We start from the raw sequence: 17,516 nt of genomic DNA, 5'->3' as shown, positions 1-17,516 counted from the left end.
CCCGCCCCTCCCACGACCGGGGGCCGCCCCCCCCCCCCCCCCCCCCCCCCGGCCCCCCCCCCCCCCCCCCCCCCCCCCCCCCCCCCCCACCCCCGTACGATCTCGCGGTCGATCCCGCCCGCTACCAGGCCACCGGCAGCCGTTCCGGAAGCCGCTTCATGAAGTTGGTGCGCCACACCAGCTGCTCGACCGGCACCGCGAGCCGCAGCCCCGGCAGCCGGTCGAGGAGCGTCTCCAGGGCGATCTCGGCGTGCCGCTTGCCGAGCGCCGTCGCCGGGCAGTAGTGCGAGCCGCCGCCGAAGGAGAGGTGGTCGCCGGCGTTCTCCCGGTCCGGCCGGAAGGCCAGCGGGTCGGGGAAGCGCTCGGGATCGTGGTTCGCCGCCTCCACGAGCACGAGGACCAGTTCACCGGCCCGTACGTCGACGTCGCCGAGCCGTACGTCCTCCAAGGCGACCCGGGGCAGCCCGTCGCCGATCGACAGGTTCACCCGCAGCAGCTCGTCCATCGCCCCGGCGACCGCGCCCGCGCCGCCGGCGGTCAGCGCCTCCCGCACGTCCGGCCGGGTCAGCACCGACACGAGCGCCATCGTCAGGAACCCGGCGGTGGAGATCACCCCGGCCCCGAACAGCGTCACGCCCACGGTCGCCAGCATCTCGTCCGTCAGGTGCGCGTAGTCGGGGTCCTCGCGCAGCTCCGCGAGCTCCGCCATCAGCCCGCCGGTCGCCCGATCGTCGAGCCGCTCCGTCATGTACGCGATGTCCCGGTCCCAGTTCAGCCGGGCCGCCTCGATCTCTCGCGGCGCGTTCATGAAGGCGACGTCCAGACTGCGCAGCAGCCGCGGCCCGTCCTCCTCCGGGATGCCCAGCATCCGGCAGTGCAGCCCCGACGAGTACGGATCGGCGTAGGCGCCCCGCAGCTCCCCGGGCGCCCCCTCGGCGACCAGCGCGTCCACCAGGGACCCGGCCCGCGCCCGCAGCCACTCCTCCAGGCCGGGCGCCTTCGGGTTGATCGCCTTCATGACGGCCTTGCGCAGCCCGGCGCCGGTGATGTTGCCCATGTTGTTCACGACGTGCGGCGGGATCGTCAGCGCGTACTGCCGCGGCGCCCCGGGCGCGGAGGTGTCCTTCAGGCTGAACCTCTGGTCCTCCAGGACGAATCTGCACAGCTCGTACGAGGAGACCAGCCAGGCCTCCGCCCCGGCGATCGTGCGGACCTTCCGGACCGGCTCGGCGCGCAGTCCGGCGATCTCGGCGGGCAGCCGGGTCCCGTCCCAGTCGAAGGGGAACGCGGGCAGTGCGCTTGCGGTGGCGGTGCTCATGCGGAGACTCCTTCGACGGGCGTGAGGATGCCGTGGCCCTGGTTGCGCGAGGCCCGCAGCCCGGACCCCCGCCCGTACAGCAGATCGGCCAACGGCAGTGCCTGGTGGTAGCAGTTGAGCGAGGACGGCACCCCGAGGATCGCGGGCGTGTCCAGGAACAGCGGTACCTCGGCGCAGATGTACGCCCGGCACACCTCCCGCTGCCGCTCGTCGACGACCTGCCCCGGCGCCAGCTTCCCGGCCAGGAAGATCCCGGTCAGCGCGTCGCAGGTCTCCCGCACCACCGGGTCCGCCGCCACCGCGTCGAGCACCGTGCGGTGCAGCTCCCGGTAGGCCGGCACGTCCCCGAACTCCGACATCCCGCGGGCCCGGACCCGTACCCCCGTGGGATCGGCCTCCGTCACGGCCGCCCCGACCTTGGCCCGCACCCCCCGCAGGTTCTTCACGGCCTTCCGTCGCGCCTCGTCGGCCCCGTACCCCAGCGCCCCGTACATGTCGTCGACATGCAGATCGGTGTAGACGAGGTCGACCTGTTCGAAGTGGTCCAAGCCCCAGCGCGTCAGCTCGCGCAGCCGCTGGGCGGTGAAATAACTGTTCCCCGGGGAGACGCCGATGACCACGTGCGCGCCCTCGTCGGCGATGACGCGGCAGTGATCGGTGTACGGCTGGAGTCGGAGCGTCTCGGCAGGGGCGAAAGCCGCCTGAGTCACGTAGGCAGTCCTCATCGCGCCAGCTAGTCCCAGCGGAGCCCAGTGCTCCGGGTGTGGCGGCAGCGACGACGACACGCTATCGACCCGTCGCGGAGCGTGAACCCCCTACCCGTAGGTACGGGTGATAGTTCGTCAGCTGTTCATATTTTCGTGATCTTGGCCGAAAGCAACGAGACCCGCTTCGCGGTGTCCGCCACGTGGAGTCCGTGCACCGGCGCGCGGGGCGTCCCGCGGCAGCGTCGTGAGGCGCTCTCGCGATGAGCGGCTCCGGCGAACGGCGAACGGCGAAGGCCGCCGCCCTCGGAGTTCCGGGGGCGGCGGCCTTCGTCGCGTGCGATCCGCGCTTTAGAGGTCGAAGTAGAGCTCGAACTCGTGCGGGTGCGGGCGCAGCTGGATCGGGGCGATCTCGTTGGTGCGCTTGTAGTCGATCCAGGTCTCGATGAGGTCCGAGGTGAAGACGCCGCCGGCCTGGAGGTACTCGTTGTCGTCCTCGAGGGCGTTGAGGACGGCCTCCAGGTTGGTCGGGACCTGCTGGACGTTCGCGTGCTCCTCGGGAGCGAGCTCGTACAGGTCCTTGTCGATCGGCTCCGCGGGCTCGATCTTGTTCTTGATGCCGTCGAGGCCCGCGAGGAGCAGCGCCGAGAAGGCGAGGTACGGGTTCGAGGACGGGTCCGGCGCGCGGAACTCGACGCGCTTGGCCTTCGGGTTCGAGCCCGTGATCGGGATGCGCATGGCGGCGGAGCGGTTGCGCTGCGAGTACACCATGTTGACCGGGGCCTCGAAGCCCGGGACCAGGCGGTGGTACGAGTTCACCGTCGGGTTGGTGAAGGCGAGCAGCGACGGGGCGTGCTTGAGGATGCCGCCGATGTAGTAGCGGGCGGTGTCCGAGAGGCCCGCGTAGCCCGTCTCGTCGTAGAACAGCGGGTCGCCGTTCGCCCACAGCGACTGGTGGACGTGCATGCCCGAGCCGTTGTCGCCGAAGATCGGCTTCGGCATGAAGGTCGCGGTCTTGCCGTTGCGCCAGGCGACGTTCTTCACGATGTACTTGAAGAGCATCAGGTCGTCGGCCGCGGCGAGCAGCGTGTTGAACTTGTAGTTGATCTCGGCCTGTCCGGCGGTGCCGACCTCGTGGTGCTGGCGCTCGACCTGCAGGCCGACGTTCTCCAGCTCCAGGGAGATCTCCGAGCGCAGGTCGGCGAAGTGGTCGACCGGCGGGGCCGGGAAGTAGCCGCCCTTGTAGCGCACCTTGTAGCCGCGGTTGTTCTCCTCCGCACCGGTGTTCCAGGCGCCGGCCTCGGAGTCGATGTGGTAGAAGCCCTGGTTCGCGGAGGTCTCGAAGCGGACCGAGTCGAAGACGTAGAACTCGGCCTCGGGGCCGAAGTAGGCGGTGTCGGCGATGCCGGTGGAGGCGAGGTACGCCTCGGCCTTCTTCGCGATGTTCCGCGGGTCACGGCTGTACTGCTCGCCCGTGATCGGGTCGTGGATGAAGAAGTTGATGTTCAGCGTCTTGTCGCGGCGGAAGGGGTCCACGCGGGCCGTCGACAGGTCGGCGCGGAGCGCCATGTCGGACTCGTGGATGGCCTGGAAACCGCGGATCGACGAGCCGTCGAAGGCGAGCTCCTCGGACGGGTCGAAGGCCGTCGCCGGGATCGTGAAGTGCTGCATCACGCCCGGGAGGTCACAGAACCGGACGTCGACCATCTTGACGTCGTTGTCCTTGATGAACTTGTTGACCTCGTCGGCGTTCTGGAACCCGTTGTTCTGGGACATCCAACTCCTCCTACTCCCGGCCCGGGGAGGGGCGGGCTTGCAGCTCGGTCATGCGGCCAGTGCGGTGGCACACGCTGGACCCGACCATAGGCAGACGGGATTTCTCAAGCATGACCCAATTGTTTCGTCGAAGTTAACCGGCCCGGGTGCTGTTCCGCCTCTCCGACGCCCTACGCGCACCCGGGCCGAAGTGATCAAAAACGGGCACAGTACCGTGGTCGGGTGGACAACAGGCAAGCACTCGGATCTTGGCTCTCCGGCCCCCGCGCGGCGGCCGAGGACGCAGGCGTCGACTTCGGCTACCGCGGCGAGCAGCTCGGGCTGCCCGAGACCGGCCCCGGCTCGATCGCCCGCCCCGGGCGGCGCCTCGGCGCCCTCGCCGTCGACTGGGCCCTCTGCGCGTTGATCGCATACGGCCTGATCACCCACCGCTATGACCAGACCAACGCGAACTGGGCCGTGGTGATCCTCTTCGTGCTGAGCGTGCTGACCGTCGGCACCCTCGGTTCGACCCCCGGCAAGCGGCTCTTCGGCCTGCGCGTGGCCTCGGTGGGGGGCGGCCGGCTCGGCGCCTTCCGTGTCGTGCTCCGCTCCCTGCTCGTCTGCCTCGCCCTCCCGGCCCTCATCTGGGACCGCGACGGCCGGGGCCTCCACGACCGCCTCGCCGGCGCCGTCCAGGTCCGCATCTGAGAATCGCATACGAGAAAGGCCCCGGACCGTGCGGTCCGGGGCCTTTCTCGTCAGGTCGGGTGTCAGCGCGTCTTTCCGCCGCGCGGCATCCGCATGCCCTTCGGCATCGGACCCTTCGGCAGCGGCATGTTGCTCATCAGGTCGCCCATCGCCCGCAGCCGGTCGTTGGCCGCGGTCACCTGCGGGCCGGTGAGCACGCGGGGCATCTTGAGCATGGTCGTACGGATCTTCTTCAGCGGCACCTGGCCCTCGCCGTCGCCGACGATGATGTCGTGCACCGGCACGTCCACCACGACGCGGCTCATCCGCTTCTTCTCGGCCGCCAGCAGGGTCTTCACCCGGTTCGGGTTGCCCTCGGCCACCAGGACGATGCCCGCCCGGCCGACCGCGCGGTGCACGACGTCCTGGCTGCGGTTCATCGCGACCGCGGGGGTCGTCGTCCAGCCGCGCCCGACGTTCTGCAGCACCGCCGCGGCCGCGCCCGGCTGGCCCTCCATCTGCCCGAAGGCCGCGCGCTCGGCACGCCGCCCGAAGACGATGGCCGCCGCCAGGAGTCCCAGGACCAGGCCCAGGATGCCCAGGTAGACCGGATGACCGATGAGGAAGCCGATCGCGAGGAGGACACCGAGTACGCCGATGCCCACGCCCGCGACGACGAGACCGACCTTCGGGTCGGCCTTCCGGGTCATCTGGTACGTGAGGGCGATCTGCTTCAGTCGCCCGGGGTTCGCAGCGTCAGCGCTGCCCGTGTTTGCCTTCCTCGCCATGTCCAGAAGTTTACGTGGCCCGGGAAGCCCGGCCCGACGCGACCTCCATCACGTGCTGGGCCTCCACCCGGTCCTTGGCGCGGCGGCGGTCCTCCAGGACGGAGTTCCAGGCGTTGCGCCGCGCTGTGCGCTGGCCGGCGCCCAGGAGCAGGGCCTCCACGGCCCTCAGGGCGTCGGTGACGGACGGGATCGCGCTGACGCGGACGTGCGTCGATGCGGCCGGCATGCGGGGTCCTCCCTCGATTGCGGGTGAGACGAGGTGGGGGGTGTGAGCGAGTGATGGCGGTGAGTGAAACCAGGCTCACAGATCGGTGTTACCAGTGCGTGACCCGGTGGTCAAACACTGATGAAACGTTGATGCGGCCATGTGGAGGACCGTGCGCACGCCGAAGCGGCCCGTACGCCCCCGCTGAGCTGCGGAGGCGTACGGGCCGCGCCGGATCCGGCCTCTACTGGCCGGTAACTGCTTGTGCTCGGATTCACACGGTCCTGAGCGTCCTGAGCGTCCTGAACGCCCTGGGCGTCCTGGAGCGGACTCAGACCGCCTGCGTCGCGTTGTCGACCGCGCCGCGCTTCTCGATCGCCTGCTGGTACAGCCGGCCCGCGCGGTACGAGGAGCGGACCAGCGGGCCCGACATCACACCGGAGAAACCGATCTCGTCGGCCTCCTCCTTCAGCTCCACGAACTCCTGCGGCTTCACCCAGCGCTCCACGGGGTGGTGCCGGACCGACGGGCGCAGGTACTGCGTGATCGTGATGAGTTCGCAGCCCGCCTCGTGCAGCTGCCGCAGGGCCTCGCTGATCTCCTCGCGGGTCTCGCCCATGCCGAGGATCAGGTTGGACTTCGTGACCAGACCGTAGTCACGGGCCTGGGTGATGACGTCCAGGGAGCGCTCGTAACGGAAGCCCGGACGGATCCGCTTGAAGATCCGCGGGACGGTCTCGACGTTGTGCGCGAAGACCTCGGGGCGGGAGTCGAAGACCTCCTTGAGGAGCTCCGGCACCGCGTTGAAGTCGGGGGCGAGCAGCTCGACCTTGGTCCGGCCCTCGGCGCGGTCCGCCGTCTGCTGGTGGATCTGGCGCACGGTCTCGGCGTACAGCCAGGCGCCGCCGTCCTCCAGGTCGTCGCGCGCGACGCCCGTGATGGTGGCGTAGTTCAGGTCCATCGTGACGACCGACTCGCCGACGCGGCGGGGCTCGTCACGGTCCAGCGCCTCGGGCTTGCCCGTGTCGATCTGGCAGAAGTCGCAGCGCCGGGTGCACTGGTCACCGCCGATGAGGAAGGTCGCCTCGCGGTCCTCCCAGCACTCGAAGATGTTGGGACAGCCCGCCTCCTGGCAGACCGTGTGCAGGCCCTCGCTCTTCACGAGGCCCTGCATCTTCGTGTACTCGGGACCCATCTTCGCGCGGGTCTTGATCCACTCGGGCTTGCGCTCGATGGGGGTCTGGGCGTTCCGGACCTCCAGGCGCAGCATCTTGCGTCCGTCGGGGGCGACTGCGGACACATCGGCTCCTGTAGCTTCGATTCTTCGGCGCACACCAGGGTACGCCCGTTGCTTCCATGCCTTGCCTACGTCTGGCCAACCTGTGGCCAGGGCTCGGCATTCCTCAGGCCGAGGCCGGTACCGTCCGGCCCGCGTCTTCGCGCTCGACCTCCCGCGGCTTGGGGTCGGCGTTCTCCAGCACGTCCCGCAGGTGCTTCTCGACGACGGGGAGCGCCTCCTCGATCGTGATGTCCCGGCCGAGCTCGTTGGCCAGGGAGGCCACGCCCGCGTCGCGGATGCCGCACGGGATGATCCGGTCGAACCAGGTGTTGTCCGGGTTCACGTTGAACGAGAAGCCGTGCATGGTGACGCCCTTGGCGACCCGGATGCCGATCGCGGCGAGCTTCCGGTCCTCGCGGCGCTGGCCGGCGTTGGACGGGGCGTACTCGGGGCCGTTCAGGCGCGGGTCGAACTCCTCGTCCGTGAGCCGCGGGTCGAAGTCCAGGGAGAGCCCGCCGATCGACGGCCGCTGCTCGACCGGGTCGCCGAGGACCCAGACGCCGCTGCGCCCCTCGATCCGCGTCGTCTCCAGACCGAAGTCGGCGGCCGTGCGGATCAGGGCCTCCTCCAGGCGGCGCACGTGCGCGACGACGTCCACCGGGCGGGGCAGCTTCATGATCGGGTAGCCGACCAGCTGGCCGGGGCCGTGCCAGGTGATCTTGCCGCCGCGGTCCACGTCCACCACCGGAGTCCCGTCCAGCGGCCGCTCGCTCTCCTGCGTGCGCCGGCCGGCCGTGTAGACCGGCGGATGCTCAAGGAGCAGACAGGTGTCGTCGATCTCGTCGGCGAACCGCGCGGCGTGCACCTCACGCTGCCTGTCCCAGGCCACCTGGTAGTCGACGGCTTCCGCGCCGAACCCAAGGCGGACGAATCGCAGCTCACTCACGGCCATGCCTCCTCCTGGGTGCCTCCGACGGGGACCGGGGATCATCCCGGGCCGGCTCGGCACCATGCGTCATTCGCGCCCATGCCACTGTACGGCGGCGCGGGGGACGCCACTCCGGCAGGTGGACGGGGGCGCCTACGTCAGCGATGCCGTCAATCCTCACACGATCGGATGAATGTGGGGCGAAGGTGGCGGTACGGGCCGTGGGGACCGCTAAATTCACGCCGTTCCATGAGGGTCCGACAGGGCTGCCGCCCGGACCCGGAAGGCAGGAGACCGCACAGCTGATGACGGAACGACCACCGCAGCGCATCCCGAACCGCCAGCTCGCCGCGCTCATCGCCGAAGCCGGCTTCTCCAACGCGGGGCTCGCCAGACGGGTCGACCAGCTCGGTCTGGAACACGGCCTCGACCTGCGGTACGACAAGACCTCCGTGACCCGCTGGCTCCGCGGACAGCAGCCGCGCGGCACCACCCCCGCCCTCATCGCCGAGGTCTTCACCCGCCGCCTCGGCCGCCGCCTCTCCGCCCAGGACCTCGGCCTCGACGCCTGCGCGCCCGTCTACGCGGGCCTGGAGTTCGCCGCCACCCCCGAGGAGGCCGTCGACATCGTCAGCGGCCTGTGGCGCAAGGACTCCGGCAGCCACGCCGAACTCCGCAAGATCGCCTTCACCCCGGCCGGACTCGTCGTCCCCAGCCGCGACTGGCTCATCGGCCGCGCCGACGACCGGGTCGGCCGCGGCGAACCCGCCCCCTCCGCGCCCCGCGCCGCCGCGGGTCCCGTCGGGGCACTCCCGCAGGACCCCCGGGTCCCGCCCCAGAGCCGCTTCTCCGTGCCCCGCCAGCGCGGTACGGACAGGGGCCCCGGCCAGCGGGTCTCCAGCGGCGACATCGCAGCCCTCCGCTCCGTCGGCGAACTCTTCCGCACCCTCGACCACGCCTACGGCGGCGGCCACGCCCGCCAGGCCCTCGTCCGCTACCTGGAACACGAGGCCGAGCCCATGCTGCGCGGCACGTACGGGGAGTCCACCGGCCGCCGCCTCTTCGCCGCCGCCGCCGACCTCACCCGGCTCGCCGGCTGGACCTCGTACGACATCGCCGCCCACGGGCTCGCCCAGCGGTACTTCGTCCAGGCACTGCGCCTCGCCCAGGCCGCCGGGGACCGGGCCTACGGCTCGTACGTGCTCCTCACCATGAGCTGCCAGGCCGTCTACCTCGGCCACGGCCGGGAAGCCGTGCAGCTCGCCCGGGTCGCCCAGCAGGGCGTCGGCCCCGCCGCGCCGCCCGTCGTCCAGGCGATGCTGCACGCCGTCGAGGCGCGGGGCCACGCGGTCCTCGGCGAGGCACGGGCCTGCAGCGCCTCCCTCGTCCGCGCGGAACGGGCCCTGGAGGCGGCCCGGCCCGGCGACGAGGTCCCGTACTGGGCCCGCCACTTCGACGAGGCGCAGCTCGCCGACGAGCTCGGGCACTGCCACCGGGACCTCCAGCAGTACCGCCCCGCCGCGCAGCACGCCGAGCGCGCCCTCCAGCTCCGGGCCCCCGGCTTCGCCCGCAGCCGCCTCTTCTGCCGGGTCGTCCTGGCCACGTCCCGCCTGGCCCTGGGGGAACTGGACCAGGCGTGCGCGCTGGGCGCGGAGGCGGCGCAGCAGGCCTCGGAGATGCGGTCGGCGCGGGCGGTGGAGTACGTCCGCGACTTCGAGCGCCGCCTGGAGCCGTACCGCGACGCGGCAGCGGCCCGCACGTACCGCGACCGGGTCGCGGCCCTGGGCTGACGCGCCCGCCCCCGCCGGGCGCGGGCCCACAACGGCGGCGGTCAGGCGGCGCTGTCCGTGGCCGGGGTCGGGTGGGGGATCCTCAGGTCCGTCAGGAGGGCCGTCGTCGCTCGGCGGGCCGACGAGAGGGCTCCCTGGGGCGTGCTCACGTCCCGGTGGTCGCCGCACACGTACAGCCCCGCCAGGAGCCGGACCGAGCGGTGGGCGTCGTGCGGGGGCGGCATGGAGGGCACCGCGTCGGGGGTGTGGCGGAGGGCGAGGAGTTCCCAGTCGTCCGTCGACGTGCCGTAGAGCGTGGCGAGGTGTTTGCGGACCCGCCGCTCCGTGTCGTCCGGGGGCGTGCCGAGGACCGTGGAGGTGATGAGGGCCCGCCCGGCCGGGGCCCGGGACGGGTCGACGGCGCTCATGACCGCCGTGTGGGCGACCGGCCCGCCGGGGTCGGACTCCAGGAGGAGGGTGGGGTCGGCGTACGGCGCCACGGGGGCCGTGTGGTGCAGGACCGTGACCGGGTGGAAGGCGGGGACCCGCAGGCCGGGCAGCAGGGACGCCGCCATGCGCGCCCCCGTGGCCAGGAGCACGGAACGACAGCCGATGACGCCGTGCTCGGCCGTCGCGACCCGGGAGACCGACACGTCCGTGACCCGGACGCCCGTGCGGACCGTGCCCGGCGGCAGCGCGGCGGCGAGCCGTTCGGGGAGCGCCGCGGAGCCGCCCTCGGGGACGGCCGGCCGCCCCCGGGCGAACGCCCGGAGCGCCAGGTCCGCCTGCCGGCTGGACATGCCGAGGTCCGGGTCGGCGAGGAGCGCGGCGAGCAGCGGCCGCAGCACCCCCTGGACCGTACGGGCGGGGAGCCGCGCGGTCAGGGCCTCCCGGGCGGTCCGCTCGGGCCGGGCGAGCAGCCGCGCGGTCGGGGTCGCGGCGAGCCGGACGAGGGAGGCGCCGAGCCGCGCCTGGTCGAGCGAGGCGGCCGGATTGCGGGGGGCGCTCGCGAGGGCGCGCGCCACACTGAACGCTCCCCCCACGCCACGGTGGACCCCGCCGCCCCGGTGGCCGGGGGTGCGGCGCGGGTGCGGGACGCCCCACCGCGCGTACCGCCCGTCGCTGTGCACGAGCACCCCGGGGGCGAACGGGCGCAGCGGAAGACCGGCGAGCCCCGGCGTGGCCCGGAGCTCCTCGGGCGAGAGGGTGAGCAGCGGGCCCGTACGGTCGAGCCGGAAGCCGTCGACGAGGTCGGTGGCCAGCCGGCCGCCGACCCGCGGTTCCGCTTCCAGGACGGCGACGGCGAGCCCGGCGCCGGTCAGCTGGTGCGCGGCCGCGAGCCCCGCGATCCCGGCTCCTACGATGACGACGTCGACGGTCTCCACGACGTCCCTGTGCTGTGCGGTACTTGCGGTACTGAGCACGTGCCCCTCCCCAGGTCGGCGCGCCGGTGGGAGGCCTTATGCCCCCAACGGGCCCCCGGAATGCCCAAGTTCGCGTTCGTATCGAACAGTGGGCCTCGACAGTGGGCGTCGAGCCTAGGCAGCGCCGTGCGGGAAGTCGGCCCGCGCGCGAAGGGGTGCACGCAGCACGGGGGAGCGCAGGGGCCCGCGTTACCGCAGCGCCGCGCGGATCGAGTCGTCGATCGTCGGGAAGGCGAAGTCGAATCCGGTCTCCAACAGGCGCCCCGGCAGGACCCGCTGACTGCCCAGCACATCCGCCGCGAAGTCGCCGAGGACGACCTTCAGGGCTGGTGCCGGCACGGTGAAGAGCGTCGGGCGGCGCAGGACCCGGCCCATCGCCGCCGTCACCTCGCGGTTGGTGACGGGGTCGGGGGCCGTCAGGTTCACCGGGCCCGAGAGGGCCGGGGTGTCGACGAGGTGGCGCAGGGCGGCCACCTCGTCGTGGAGGGAGATGTACGACCAGTACTGGCGGCCGTCGCCCATCCGTCCGCCGAGTCCCGCGCGGAAGACGGGGAAGAGCCGCCCCCACGCGCCGCCCTCGCGGGCCACGACGAGGCCGGTGCGGGCGTAGGTGACGCGGATGCCGGCCTCCTCGGCGGGGGCGGCCGCGGCCTCCCACTCCACGCAGACCGAGGGCAGGAAGCCCGTACCGGCGGGGGCGCTCTCGTCTACCGCGCGGGTGCCGGTGTCCCCGTACCAGCCGAGTGCCGTGCCGCAGACCAGTGCCTCCGGCGGGGCGGCGAGGGAGGCGAGGGCCTGGGCGATGGCCGTCGTGCCGAGGACCCGGCTGTCCCGGATCTCCTTCTTGTACGCCTCGTTCCAGCGGCGCTCGCCGACGCCGGCGCCCGCCAGGTGGACGACGGCGTCGACGCCGACGAGCCCGGCGGCGTCCACGTACAGCCGCTTGGGGTCCCATTCGACCTCGTCGGCGGTCCGGGCCGGGCGGCGGACGAGGCGGAGGACGTCGTGGCCGTCGGCGCGCAGGGAGCGGACCAGGGCCGCGCCGATGAGTCCGGAGGCGCCGGTGACGGCGACGCGCTTGCGAGGGGCGGAACGCTGCATGGTCACCATCCTGCCCTCCCCGGCGGGCGCGTGGCACAGTGGCCTTCATGATCGAGTCAGAGACGCAGATACGCATACGGACCGCCGTGCCGGACGACGACGCCGCGCTCTCGGAGCTCGACCGGGCCACCTGGTCGACCCTCCACGCCGTGATGCCCGCCCCGGAGCCGGGCGCGCCCTTCTTCGGCGAGCGGAACGGGCCGGAGCAGTTCCTCGTGGCGGAGGACGGCGGGGCGATCGTCGGCTACGTCCGGGCGGTGCAGCCGACCCCGCTCCTCGTCAACGCCCACGTCCGTCAGATCCAGGGCCTCGCCGTCGCCGCCTCCGCCCGGGGCAGGGGCGTCGCCCGGGCGCTGCTGCGGGCCGTGATGGACCGGTCCCGGGAGGAGGGCGCCGTCCGGATCACCCTGCGGGTCCTCGGGCACAACGCGCCGGCCCGCGCGCTCTACGCCTCCGAGGGCTTCCGGGTCGAGGGCGTGCTGCCGGGGGAGATGTTCCTCGACGGGGCCTATGTGGACGACGTGTTGATGGGCCGGTCGCTGGTCTGACGCCGACGGCCGGTCACCGCTCCGAGGCGAGCAGCCTCATCCCGCCCATCAGTTCGCGCAGGCAGCGGACCGCGAGGGCGGCCGGCGCGCCGGCCCCGTGCTCCGGCGCGTCCGTCTCCGCCCAGCTCTCCAGGGCGATCCGGATCGCGTCGGTGGCCGCCGCCGCCGCGAGGCGCACCTCCAGCGGGTCGGCGTCCGGTCCGGCGAGTCCGGCGACGACGTCGCGGAGGCGTTCCTCGGACTCCTGGTTGACCCGGTACCAGACGGCCCGGAGGGCGGGGTCCTCGGCGGCGGCCCGCAGGAGTCCGCGCGTCCAGCGCAGGCCCTCGGCGTCGGCCGCGCTCGCGGGGGTGAGGGACGCGGCGATCGAGCGCTCCAGGGCCTCGGGCACGCCGGCGCCCGGTTCGGTCGCGGCGAGGAGGGCCCGCCAGCGGTCGGCGCCGCCGGAGAGGAGCGGGGCGACGGCGTCCTGCTTGGACCGGAAGTAGCGGTAGAAGGTGCGCAGGGCGACGCCGGACCGCTGGGCGATCTCCTCGGCCGTGGTGCCGTCGGGGCCGCGCTCGGTGAAGAGCTCGGCGGCGGCGCGGGCGATGTCGAGCTGGGTGGCGGCCTTGCGGCGCTCCGTCAGCGAGGGGAGCGAGGGGGTGGGGGGCGTGGCGCCCACGGGCTTGGTGCTCACCCACGAAGCGTACGCCTGCGCCTGTCGAGCATGTCGAAGGTGCATGTCATGCAACTGTGGCAAAACGTGCCACTCAGGCGTACGGTGGCAGTACCCCCGGAAAGCTTGACATCGAGAGGTTGTCGACATGAACCAGCTGACTCGTTACGAAGGACGCCGCGCCCTCATCACCGGCGGCGGCTCCGGCATCGGCCAGGCCACCGTCCTGCGCATGCTCGCCGAGGGCGGCCGCGTCGTCGCCGCCGACATCAGCGAGGCCGGCCTCAAGGACACCGTCGCCAAGGCCGGCGACGCCGCCGACCGCCTCACCACCCTCGTCGTGAACATCGGCGACGAGACCTCCGTACGCGAGGGCGTCGCCGCCGCCGTCGAGGCCCTCGGCGGCCTGGACGTCCTGGTCAACGCCGCCGGCATCCTCCGCTCCTCGCACACCCACGAGACCACCCTCGACTCCTTCGAGCAGGTCGTCCGGATCAACCTCACCGGCACCTTCCTGATGATCCGCGAGGCGATCCCGGCGCTCCTGGAGGGCGACGACTCCGCCGTCGTGAACTTCTCCTCCACCTCCGCGATGTTCGCCCACCCCTACATGGCGGCCTACGCGGCCAGCAAGGGCGGCATCCAGTCCATGACCCACGCGCTCGCCGCCGAGTACGCCAAGCAGGGCATCCGCTTCACCGCCGTCCAGCCCGGCTCCATCTCCTCCGGCATGACCGACGGCTCCGGCGCCTCCCGGCAGTCCCAGGGCCCCGGCCTGCCCGAGGACACCGACTGGTCCCTCTTCGCCAAGCTCGCCCCCGCCCTCGGCCAGGGCTTCGCCGGCCCCGAGACCGTCGCCGGCGTCGTCGCGATGCTCGCCTCCGAGGACGGGAAGTTCATCACCGGCACCGAGGTCCGCATCGACGGCGGGACCCACTTCTGATGTCCGCCCGCGAGGTCTTCGGCGGCCGTACGGCCGTCATCACCGGCGCCTCCTCCGGGATCGGCGCCGGTCTCGCCCGGCACGCCGCCGGGCTCGGCATGAAGCTGGTCCTCGCCGACATCGCAGCCGAGCGCCTCGCCGAGTTCGCCGGCGAGCTGTCCGCCACCGGAGCCGAGGTCACCGCCGTCGTCACCGACGTCGCCGACCCCGCCTCGGTCGAGGCCCTCGCCGACACCGCGTACACCCGCCACGGCGCCGTCGACCTGCTGGTCAACAACGCCGGGATCATGGCCATGGGCTACTCCTGGGAGATCCCGGCCGAACGCTGGGACGCCATGCTCCGGATCAACATCGGCGGATACGTCAACGGCATCCGGGCCTTCGTCCCGCGCATGCTGGAACGCGGCGAGAAGGCCTGGGTCGTCAACGTCTCCTCGATCGGCGGCATGCTGCCGAGCCCGCTGATGGCGCCGTACAGCGTCACCAAGTTCGGCACGCTCGCCCTCACCGAGTCGCTGCACTACGAGATGCAGATGAAGGGCGCCCCGATCCAGGTGTCCGTCGTGACCCCCGGCTCGGTCAAGAGCGAGATCTTCAAGGCCGCCAGGCCCGGGGAGACCGCCCCGCCGGAGATCGTCGCCGTCAACGACCAGCTGCAGGCGATGGCCGACGAGCACGGGCTCACGCCCGAGGAGCACGCCGAGCGGGTCTTCGAGATGATCGCCGAGGGGAAGTACTGGGCGATCCCGCAGCCCGAGCAGCTCTTCCCGGCTCTCAAGGCGAGGACCGACATGATCCTCGGCCAGGAGAACCCCCGGCTCCAGCTGGGGTGATACGCACGGGTTCCGGGGGCCCCGCCCCCGGGACCTACACCGTCCCGAAGCGCTCCCACAGCCGGGGGAAGCGGGCCGCGAGCACGTCGTCGTCCGCCAGGTCGAAGGGGGTGCCGAGCGGCTCCCCGCCCGGCATCGGAATGCCCAGGTCGGGCGTCTCGCCGCCGGTCAGCCGCTCGTACGCCTCGTCCGCCGCGAAGCCGATCTCCTCGCCGTCCCCGTCGATCTCCACGTCGAAGTCGCCGATCAGCTCCGCCAGCGCGTCCGGATCGTGCACGCCCCCCTCGTACACCTCCCGGCCCTGGCCGATCAGCCAGCAGCGGAACGAGTCGAAGATCTCCTCGCCCGCCCCGTCGAAGAGCACCGCCGCCGCGCCCCACAGGTCCCAGAGGTACGCGCGGTTGAAACGGGCCTCGAAATGGCGCGCGTAGTCCAGCACCGAGTCGGGGTCGAGCCGGGTCAGCCGCTCCACGAGCAGGTCGGCCTGCTCCTCGGGGTCGCCCTCGGCTTCCTCGCGGGTGGCGTCGATGAGCTCCCAGAACTCGGTCTCGTCCATCACGGGACCAGCATCGTGGCTCGCGGAGTCCGACGCACCCGGAAAGCCCGAAATGAAACCGGACAGAAGATGTCCGGATTCCCTGACAGGCTGACGCCCATGACGACTGAAACCACCCCTCTGCGCGGACGGATCTGCCTGGTCGCCGGGGCCACCCGGGGCGCCGGGCGGGCCATCGCCGTCCAGCTCGGCACCGCCGGAGCCACCGTGTACGTCACCGGCCGCACCACCCGCGAGAAGGTCAGCGAGGTCGGCCGCGCCACGGAGACCATCGAGGAGACCGCCGAACTGGTGACGGCCGCCGGCGGCGAGGGCATCGCCGTCCCCACCGACCACCTCGACCCCGACCAGGTCCGTGCCCTCGTCGAGCGGATCGACCGCGAGCGGGGCCGGCTCGACGTCCTCGTCAACGACGTGTGGGGCGGCGAGCACCTCGTCGGACCCTCCTTCGGCAAGAAGACCTGGGAGCTCGACCTCGCCGGCGGCCTCAGGATGCTCGAACTCGGCGTGCGGACCCACGCCATCACCTCGCACCTCGCCGTCCCGCTCCTGATCCGCAACCCAGGCGGGCTCGTCGTCGAGGTCACCGACGGCACCGCCGCGTACAACAGCACCCACTTCCGCGAGAACCTCTACTACGACCTCGCCAAGAACGCCCCGATCCGGATGGCCTTCGGCCTCGCCCAGGAGCTGGAGGAGTACGGCGGAACGGCCGTCGTCGTCACTCCCGGCTGGCTCAGGTCCGAGCAGATGCTCGCCGGCTTCGGCGTCACCGAGGAGAACTGGCGCGACGCCACGGAGAAGATCCCCGACTTCGGAGTCTCCGAGTCGCCGGTGTACGTCGGCCGGGCCGTCGCCGCCCTCGCCGCCGACCCCGACCGGCACCGCTGGACCGGACGGTCCCTCTCCAGCGCGCAGCTCGCCGCCACATACGGCTTCACCGACGCGGACGGCTCCCGCCCGGACGCCTGGGGCTTCATCGTCGCGAGCGAGAACGGGGAGCAGGACCCGGCGGACTACCGGTAGAGCTCCGCCGACCCGGCCCCCCGCGTCTTCCGGTAGAGCTCCGCCAGGCCCCGGGCCGCCTCCGCGAACCGTTCCCGGAGCGCGGCCGGGGCCAGCACCTCCACCTCCGGGCCGAGCCCGAGCAGCTGGCCGAAGGCGACCTCCTCGCTCTCCACCCGCAGGACGACCCGCACCAGGCCGCCCTCGGCGGTCCCCGCCGCGAGCGCCTCCTCGGCGGCCGCCCGGTCCGTCACGTACGGCAGACGACGGGCGCCCGCCTCCGAGAGCCGTACGACCACCTCCGTACGCAGCAGGGAGCGGGCGAACTCCGCCGACCGCTCCTCCCAGAAGACCGGCAGATCGAAGACCGGGTCCCGGTCGAAGCGCTCCTCGCCCACGGCCACCGAGGTGAACCGGTCCACCCGGTACGTACGGAAGGACGAGCCGGCGCGTGCGCACACGTACCAGACGCCCGCCTTCAGGACGAGGCCGTACGGCTCCAGCTCCCGCTCCACCTCCTCGCCGTCCCCGCGCCGGTACCGGGCCGACACCCGGCGGTCGTCCCACACCGCCTCCGCCACCGGCGCGAGCGGCTCCGGCGTCTCCGGCTCCTGGAACCAGCCCGGCGCGTCCAGGAGGAAGCGCCGGGCCGCCGACTCGTGCGCGTCCCGCAGCGAGGGCAGCAGCGCCGCCGACACCTTGAGGCGCGCCGCCGACGCCGCGTCCTCCAGGCCCATGTCCCGCAGCGCGCCCGGCAGTCCGGACAGGAACAGCGCCTCCGCCTCACCGCGCCCGAGCCCGGTCAGCCGGGTGCGGTAGCCGCCGACCAGGCGGTACCCGCCGGCCCGCCCCCGGTCCGCGTACACCGGCACGCCCGCCTCCGACAGGGCCAGCGCGTCCCGGGTGACGGTCCGCTCCGACACCTCGAGCTCGGCGGCGAGCTGAGCGGCCGTCATGGAGGGCCGGTTCTGGAGGAGCAGGACCATCTTGATCAGGCGGGCGGCACGCATGC

Annotated in this window: 18 protein-coding genes; 6 read left to right on the top strand and 12 right to left on the bottom strand. The window is 72.7% G+C overall.

Annotated elements, in window-relative coordinates; all coding sequences use genetic code 11:
- Positions 1–121 precede the first annotated feature (121 nt).
- The 3 genes from ACZ7HT_RS00240 to glnA form a co-directional block, all read right to left on the bottom strand.
- The gene (locus tag ACZ7HT_RS00240) at positions 122–1,318 is read right to left on the bottom strand and encodes a cytochrome P450 (protein ID WP_471158130.1); all 1,197 of its coding nucleotides are present in this window, start codon (positions 1,316–1,318) and stop codon (positions 122–124) included.
- Positions 1,315–2,028, bottom strand: coding sequence for a cyclodityrosine synthase (locus tag ACZ7HT_RS00235; RefSeq protein WP_471158128.1), 714 nt, complete (start codon positions 2,026–2,028; stop codon positions 1,315–1,317). The genes ACZ7HT_RS00240 and ACZ7HT_RS00235 overlap by 4 nt, the downstream gene beginning before the upstream one ends.
- 345 nt (positions 2,029–2,373) lie before the next feature.
- The gene (gene glnA, locus ACZ7HT_RS00230; RefSeq protein ID WP_471158126.1) at positions 2,374–3,798 is read right to left on the bottom strand and encodes a type I glutamate--ammonia ligase; all 1,425 of its coding nucleotides are present in this window, start codon (positions 3,796–3,798) and stop codon (positions 2,374–2,376) included.
- A 222-nt stretch (positions 3,799–4,020) separates the two neighbouring features.
- Here glnA and ACZ7HT_RS00225 point away from each other — a divergent pair, with 222 nt between their 5' ends.
- A complete protein-coding gene (locus ACZ7HT_RS00225) occupies positions 4,021–4,488 on the top strand; it encodes an RDD family protein (RefSeq protein ID WP_471158124.1) in 468 nt (155 codons plus the stop codon).
- A gap of 62 nt (positions 4,489–4,550) precedes the next feature.
- Here ACZ7HT_RS00225 and ACZ7HT_RS00220 read toward each other — a convergent pair whose 3' ends face one another.
- The 4 genes from ACZ7HT_RS00220 to lipB all read right to left on the bottom strand — a co-directional run bounded on the left by ACZ7HT_RS00220 (position 4,551) and on the right by lipB (position 7,685).
- Positions 4,551–5,255, bottom strand: a complete 705-nt coding sequence (locus ACZ7HT_RS00220; protein ID WP_471158122.1) for a DUF4191 domain-containing protein — start codon at positions 5,253–5,255, stop codon at positions 4,551–4,553.
- Positions 5,256–5,265: 10 nt separating this feature from the next.
- Positions 5,266–5,481: an SCO2195 family GlnR-regulated protein gene (locus tag ACZ7HT_RS00215; protein WP_471158120.1), complete on the bottom strand. Its 216-nt coding sequence runs from the start codon at positions 5,479–5,481 to the stop codon at positions 5,266–5,268.
- A gap of 310 nt (positions 5,482–5,791) precedes the next feature.
- On the bottom strand, positions 5,792–6,760 hold the full coding sequence (gene lipA, locus ACZ7HT_RS00210) for a lipoyl synthase (RefSeq protein ID WP_471158118.1): 969 nt from the start codon (positions 6,758–6,760) through the stop codon (positions 5,792–5,794).
- 103 nt (positions 6,761–6,863) lie between these two features.
- On the bottom strand, positions 6,864–7,685 hold the full coding sequence (lipB, locus tag ACZ7HT_RS00205; protein WP_471158116.1) for a lipoyl(octanoyl) transferase LipB: 822 nt from the start codon (positions 7,683–7,685) through the stop codon (positions 6,864–6,866).
- Between the two features lie 287 nt (positions 7,686–7,972).
- On the opposite strand from lipB, the gene ACZ7HT_RS00200 reads away from it, so the two are divergent.
- The gene (locus ACZ7HT_RS00200; RefSeq protein WP_471158114.1) at positions 7,973–9,457 is read left to right on the top strand and encodes a regulator; all 1,485 of its coding nucleotides are present in this window, start codon (positions 7,973–7,975) and stop codon (positions 9,455–9,457) included.
- Between the two features lie 41 nt (positions 9,458–9,498).
- On the opposite strand, the gene ACZ7HT_RS00195 is transcribed toward ACZ7HT_RS00200, so the two are convergent.
- Entirely contained in the window at positions 9,499–10,860 is a 1,362-nt protein-coding gene (locus tag ACZ7HT_RS00195; protein WP_471158112.1) for an FAD-dependent oxidoreductase, read from the bottom strand.
- A gap of 189 nt (positions 10,861–11,049) precedes the next feature.
- Entirely contained in the window at positions 11,050–11,970 is a 921-nt protein-coding gene (locus ACZ7HT_RS00190) for a TIGR01777 family oxidoreductase (protein ID WP_471158110.1), read from the bottom strand.
- Between the two features lie 38 nt (positions 11,971–12,008).
- Between ACZ7HT_RS00190 and ACZ7HT_RS00185 the strand changes: the two genes are divergently transcribed.
- Positions 12,009–12,509, top strand: coding sequence for a GNAT family N-acetyltransferase (locus ACZ7HT_RS00185; protein WP_471158108.1), 501 nt, complete (start codon positions 12,009–12,011; stop codon positions 12,507–12,509).
- Between the two features lie 13 nt (positions 12,510–12,522).
- Here ACZ7HT_RS00185 and ACZ7HT_RS00180 read toward each other — a convergent pair whose 3' ends face one another.
- Complete coding sequence (locus ACZ7HT_RS00180; RefSeq protein WP_471158106.1) at positions 12,523–13,188, bottom strand: TetR/AcrR family transcriptional regulator; 666 nt, start codon at positions 13,186–13,188, stop codon at positions 12,523–12,525.
- 127 nt (positions 13,189–13,315) lie between these two features.
- Here ACZ7HT_RS00180 and ACZ7HT_RS00175 point away from each other — a divergent pair, with 127 nt between their 5' ends.
- Together ACZ7HT_RS00175 and ACZ7HT_RS00170 are read left to right on the top strand one after the other, a co-directional pair.
- Complete coding sequence (locus ACZ7HT_RS00175) at positions 13,316–14,110, top strand: SDR family NAD(P)-dependent oxidoreductase (RefSeq protein WP_471158104.1); 795 nt, start codon at positions 13,316–13,318, stop codon at positions 14,108–14,110.
- Entirely contained in the window at positions 14,110–14,943 is an 834-nt protein-coding gene (locus ACZ7HT_RS00170) for an SDR family NAD(P)-dependent oxidoreductase (RefSeq protein WP_471158102.1), read from the top strand. Before ACZ7HT_RS00175 ends, ACZ7HT_RS00170 begins: the two co-directional genes overlap by 1 nt.
- A 34-nt stretch (positions 14,944–14,977) precedes the next feature.
- Here ACZ7HT_RS00170 and ACZ7HT_RS00165 read toward each other — a convergent pair whose 3' ends face one another.
- Positions 14,978–15,499 (bottom strand): DUF4240 domain-containing protein, encoded by a 522-nt coding sequence (locus tag ACZ7HT_RS00165; RefSeq protein ID WP_471159004.1) that lies wholly within the window; start codon positions 15,497–15,499, stop codon positions 14,978–14,980.
- A gap of 99 nt (positions 15,500–15,598) precedes the next feature.
- Here ACZ7HT_RS00165 and ACZ7HT_RS00160 point away from each other — a divergent pair, with 99 nt between their 5' ends.
- Entirely contained in the window at positions 15,599–16,525 is a 927-nt protein-coding gene (locus ACZ7HT_RS00160; RefSeq protein WP_471158100.1) for an SDR family oxidoreductase, read from the top strand.
- Here ACZ7HT_RS00160 and ACZ7HT_RS00155 read toward each other — a convergent pair.
- A complete protein-coding gene (locus tag ACZ7HT_RS00155; protein ID WP_471158098.1) occupies positions 16,516–17,514 on the bottom strand; it encodes a helix-turn-helix transcriptional regulator in 999 nt (332 codons plus the stop codon). The two genes, ACZ7HT_RS00160 and ACZ7HT_RS00155, sit on opposite strands and share 10 nt — an antisense overlap.
- Between the last annotated feature and the right edge of the window lie 2 nt (positions 17,515–17,516).

The organism is Streptomyces sp. NPDC037410, from assembly GCF_055602235.1.
This window is presented reverse-complemented; position numbering and strand designations above follow the sequence as displayed.

Coding starts and splice junctions, on each gene's coding strand:
- ACZ7HT_RS00240 (WP_471158130.1), bottom strand. CDS start 1,318: ATGAGCACCGCCACCGCAAGCGCACTGCCCGCGTTCCCCTTCGACTGG.
- glnA (WP_471158126.1), bottom strand. CDS start 3,798: ATGTCCCAGAACAACGGGTTCCAGAACGCCGACGAGGTCAACAAGTTC.
- ACZ7HT_RS00220 (WP_471158122.1), bottom strand. CDS start 5,255: ATGGCGAGGAAGGCAAACACGGGCAGCGCTGACGCTGCGAACCCCGGG.
- ACZ7HT_RS00215 (WP_471158120.1), bottom strand. CDS start 5,481: ATGCCGGCCGCATCGACGCACGTCCGCGTCAGCGCGATCCCGTCCGTC.
- ACZ7HT_RS00200 (WP_471158114.1), top strand. CDS start 7,973: ATGACGGAACGACCACCGCAGCGCATCCCGAACCGCCAGCTCGCCGCG.
- ACZ7HT_RS00190 (WP_471158110.1), bottom strand. CDS start 11,970: ATGGTGACCATGCAGCGTTCCGCCCCTCGCAAGCGCGTCGCCGTCACC.
- ACZ7HT_RS00185 (WP_471158108.1), top strand. CDS start 12,009: ATGATCGAGTCAGAGACGCAGATACGCATACGGACCGCCGTGCCGGAC.
- ACZ7HT_RS00175 (WP_471158104.1), top strand. CDS start 13,316: ATGAACCAGCTGACTCGTTACGAAGGACGCCGCGCCCTCATCACCGGC.
- ACZ7HT_RS00170 (WP_471158102.1), top strand. CDS start 14,110: ATGTCCGCCCGCGAGGTCTTCGGCGGCCGTACGGCCGTCATCACCGGC.
- ACZ7HT_RS00165 (WP_471159004.1), bottom strand. CDS start 15,499: ATGGACGAGACCGAGTTCTGGGAGCTCATCGACGCCACCCGCGAGGAA.
- ACZ7HT_RS00160 (WP_471158100.1), top strand. CDS start 15,599: ATGACGACTGAAACCACCCCTCTGCGCGGACGGATCTGCCTGGTCGCC.
- ACZ7HT_RS00155 (WP_471158098.1), bottom strand. CDS start 17,514: ATGCGTGCCGCCCGCCTGATCAAGATGGTCCTGCTCCTCCAGAACCGG.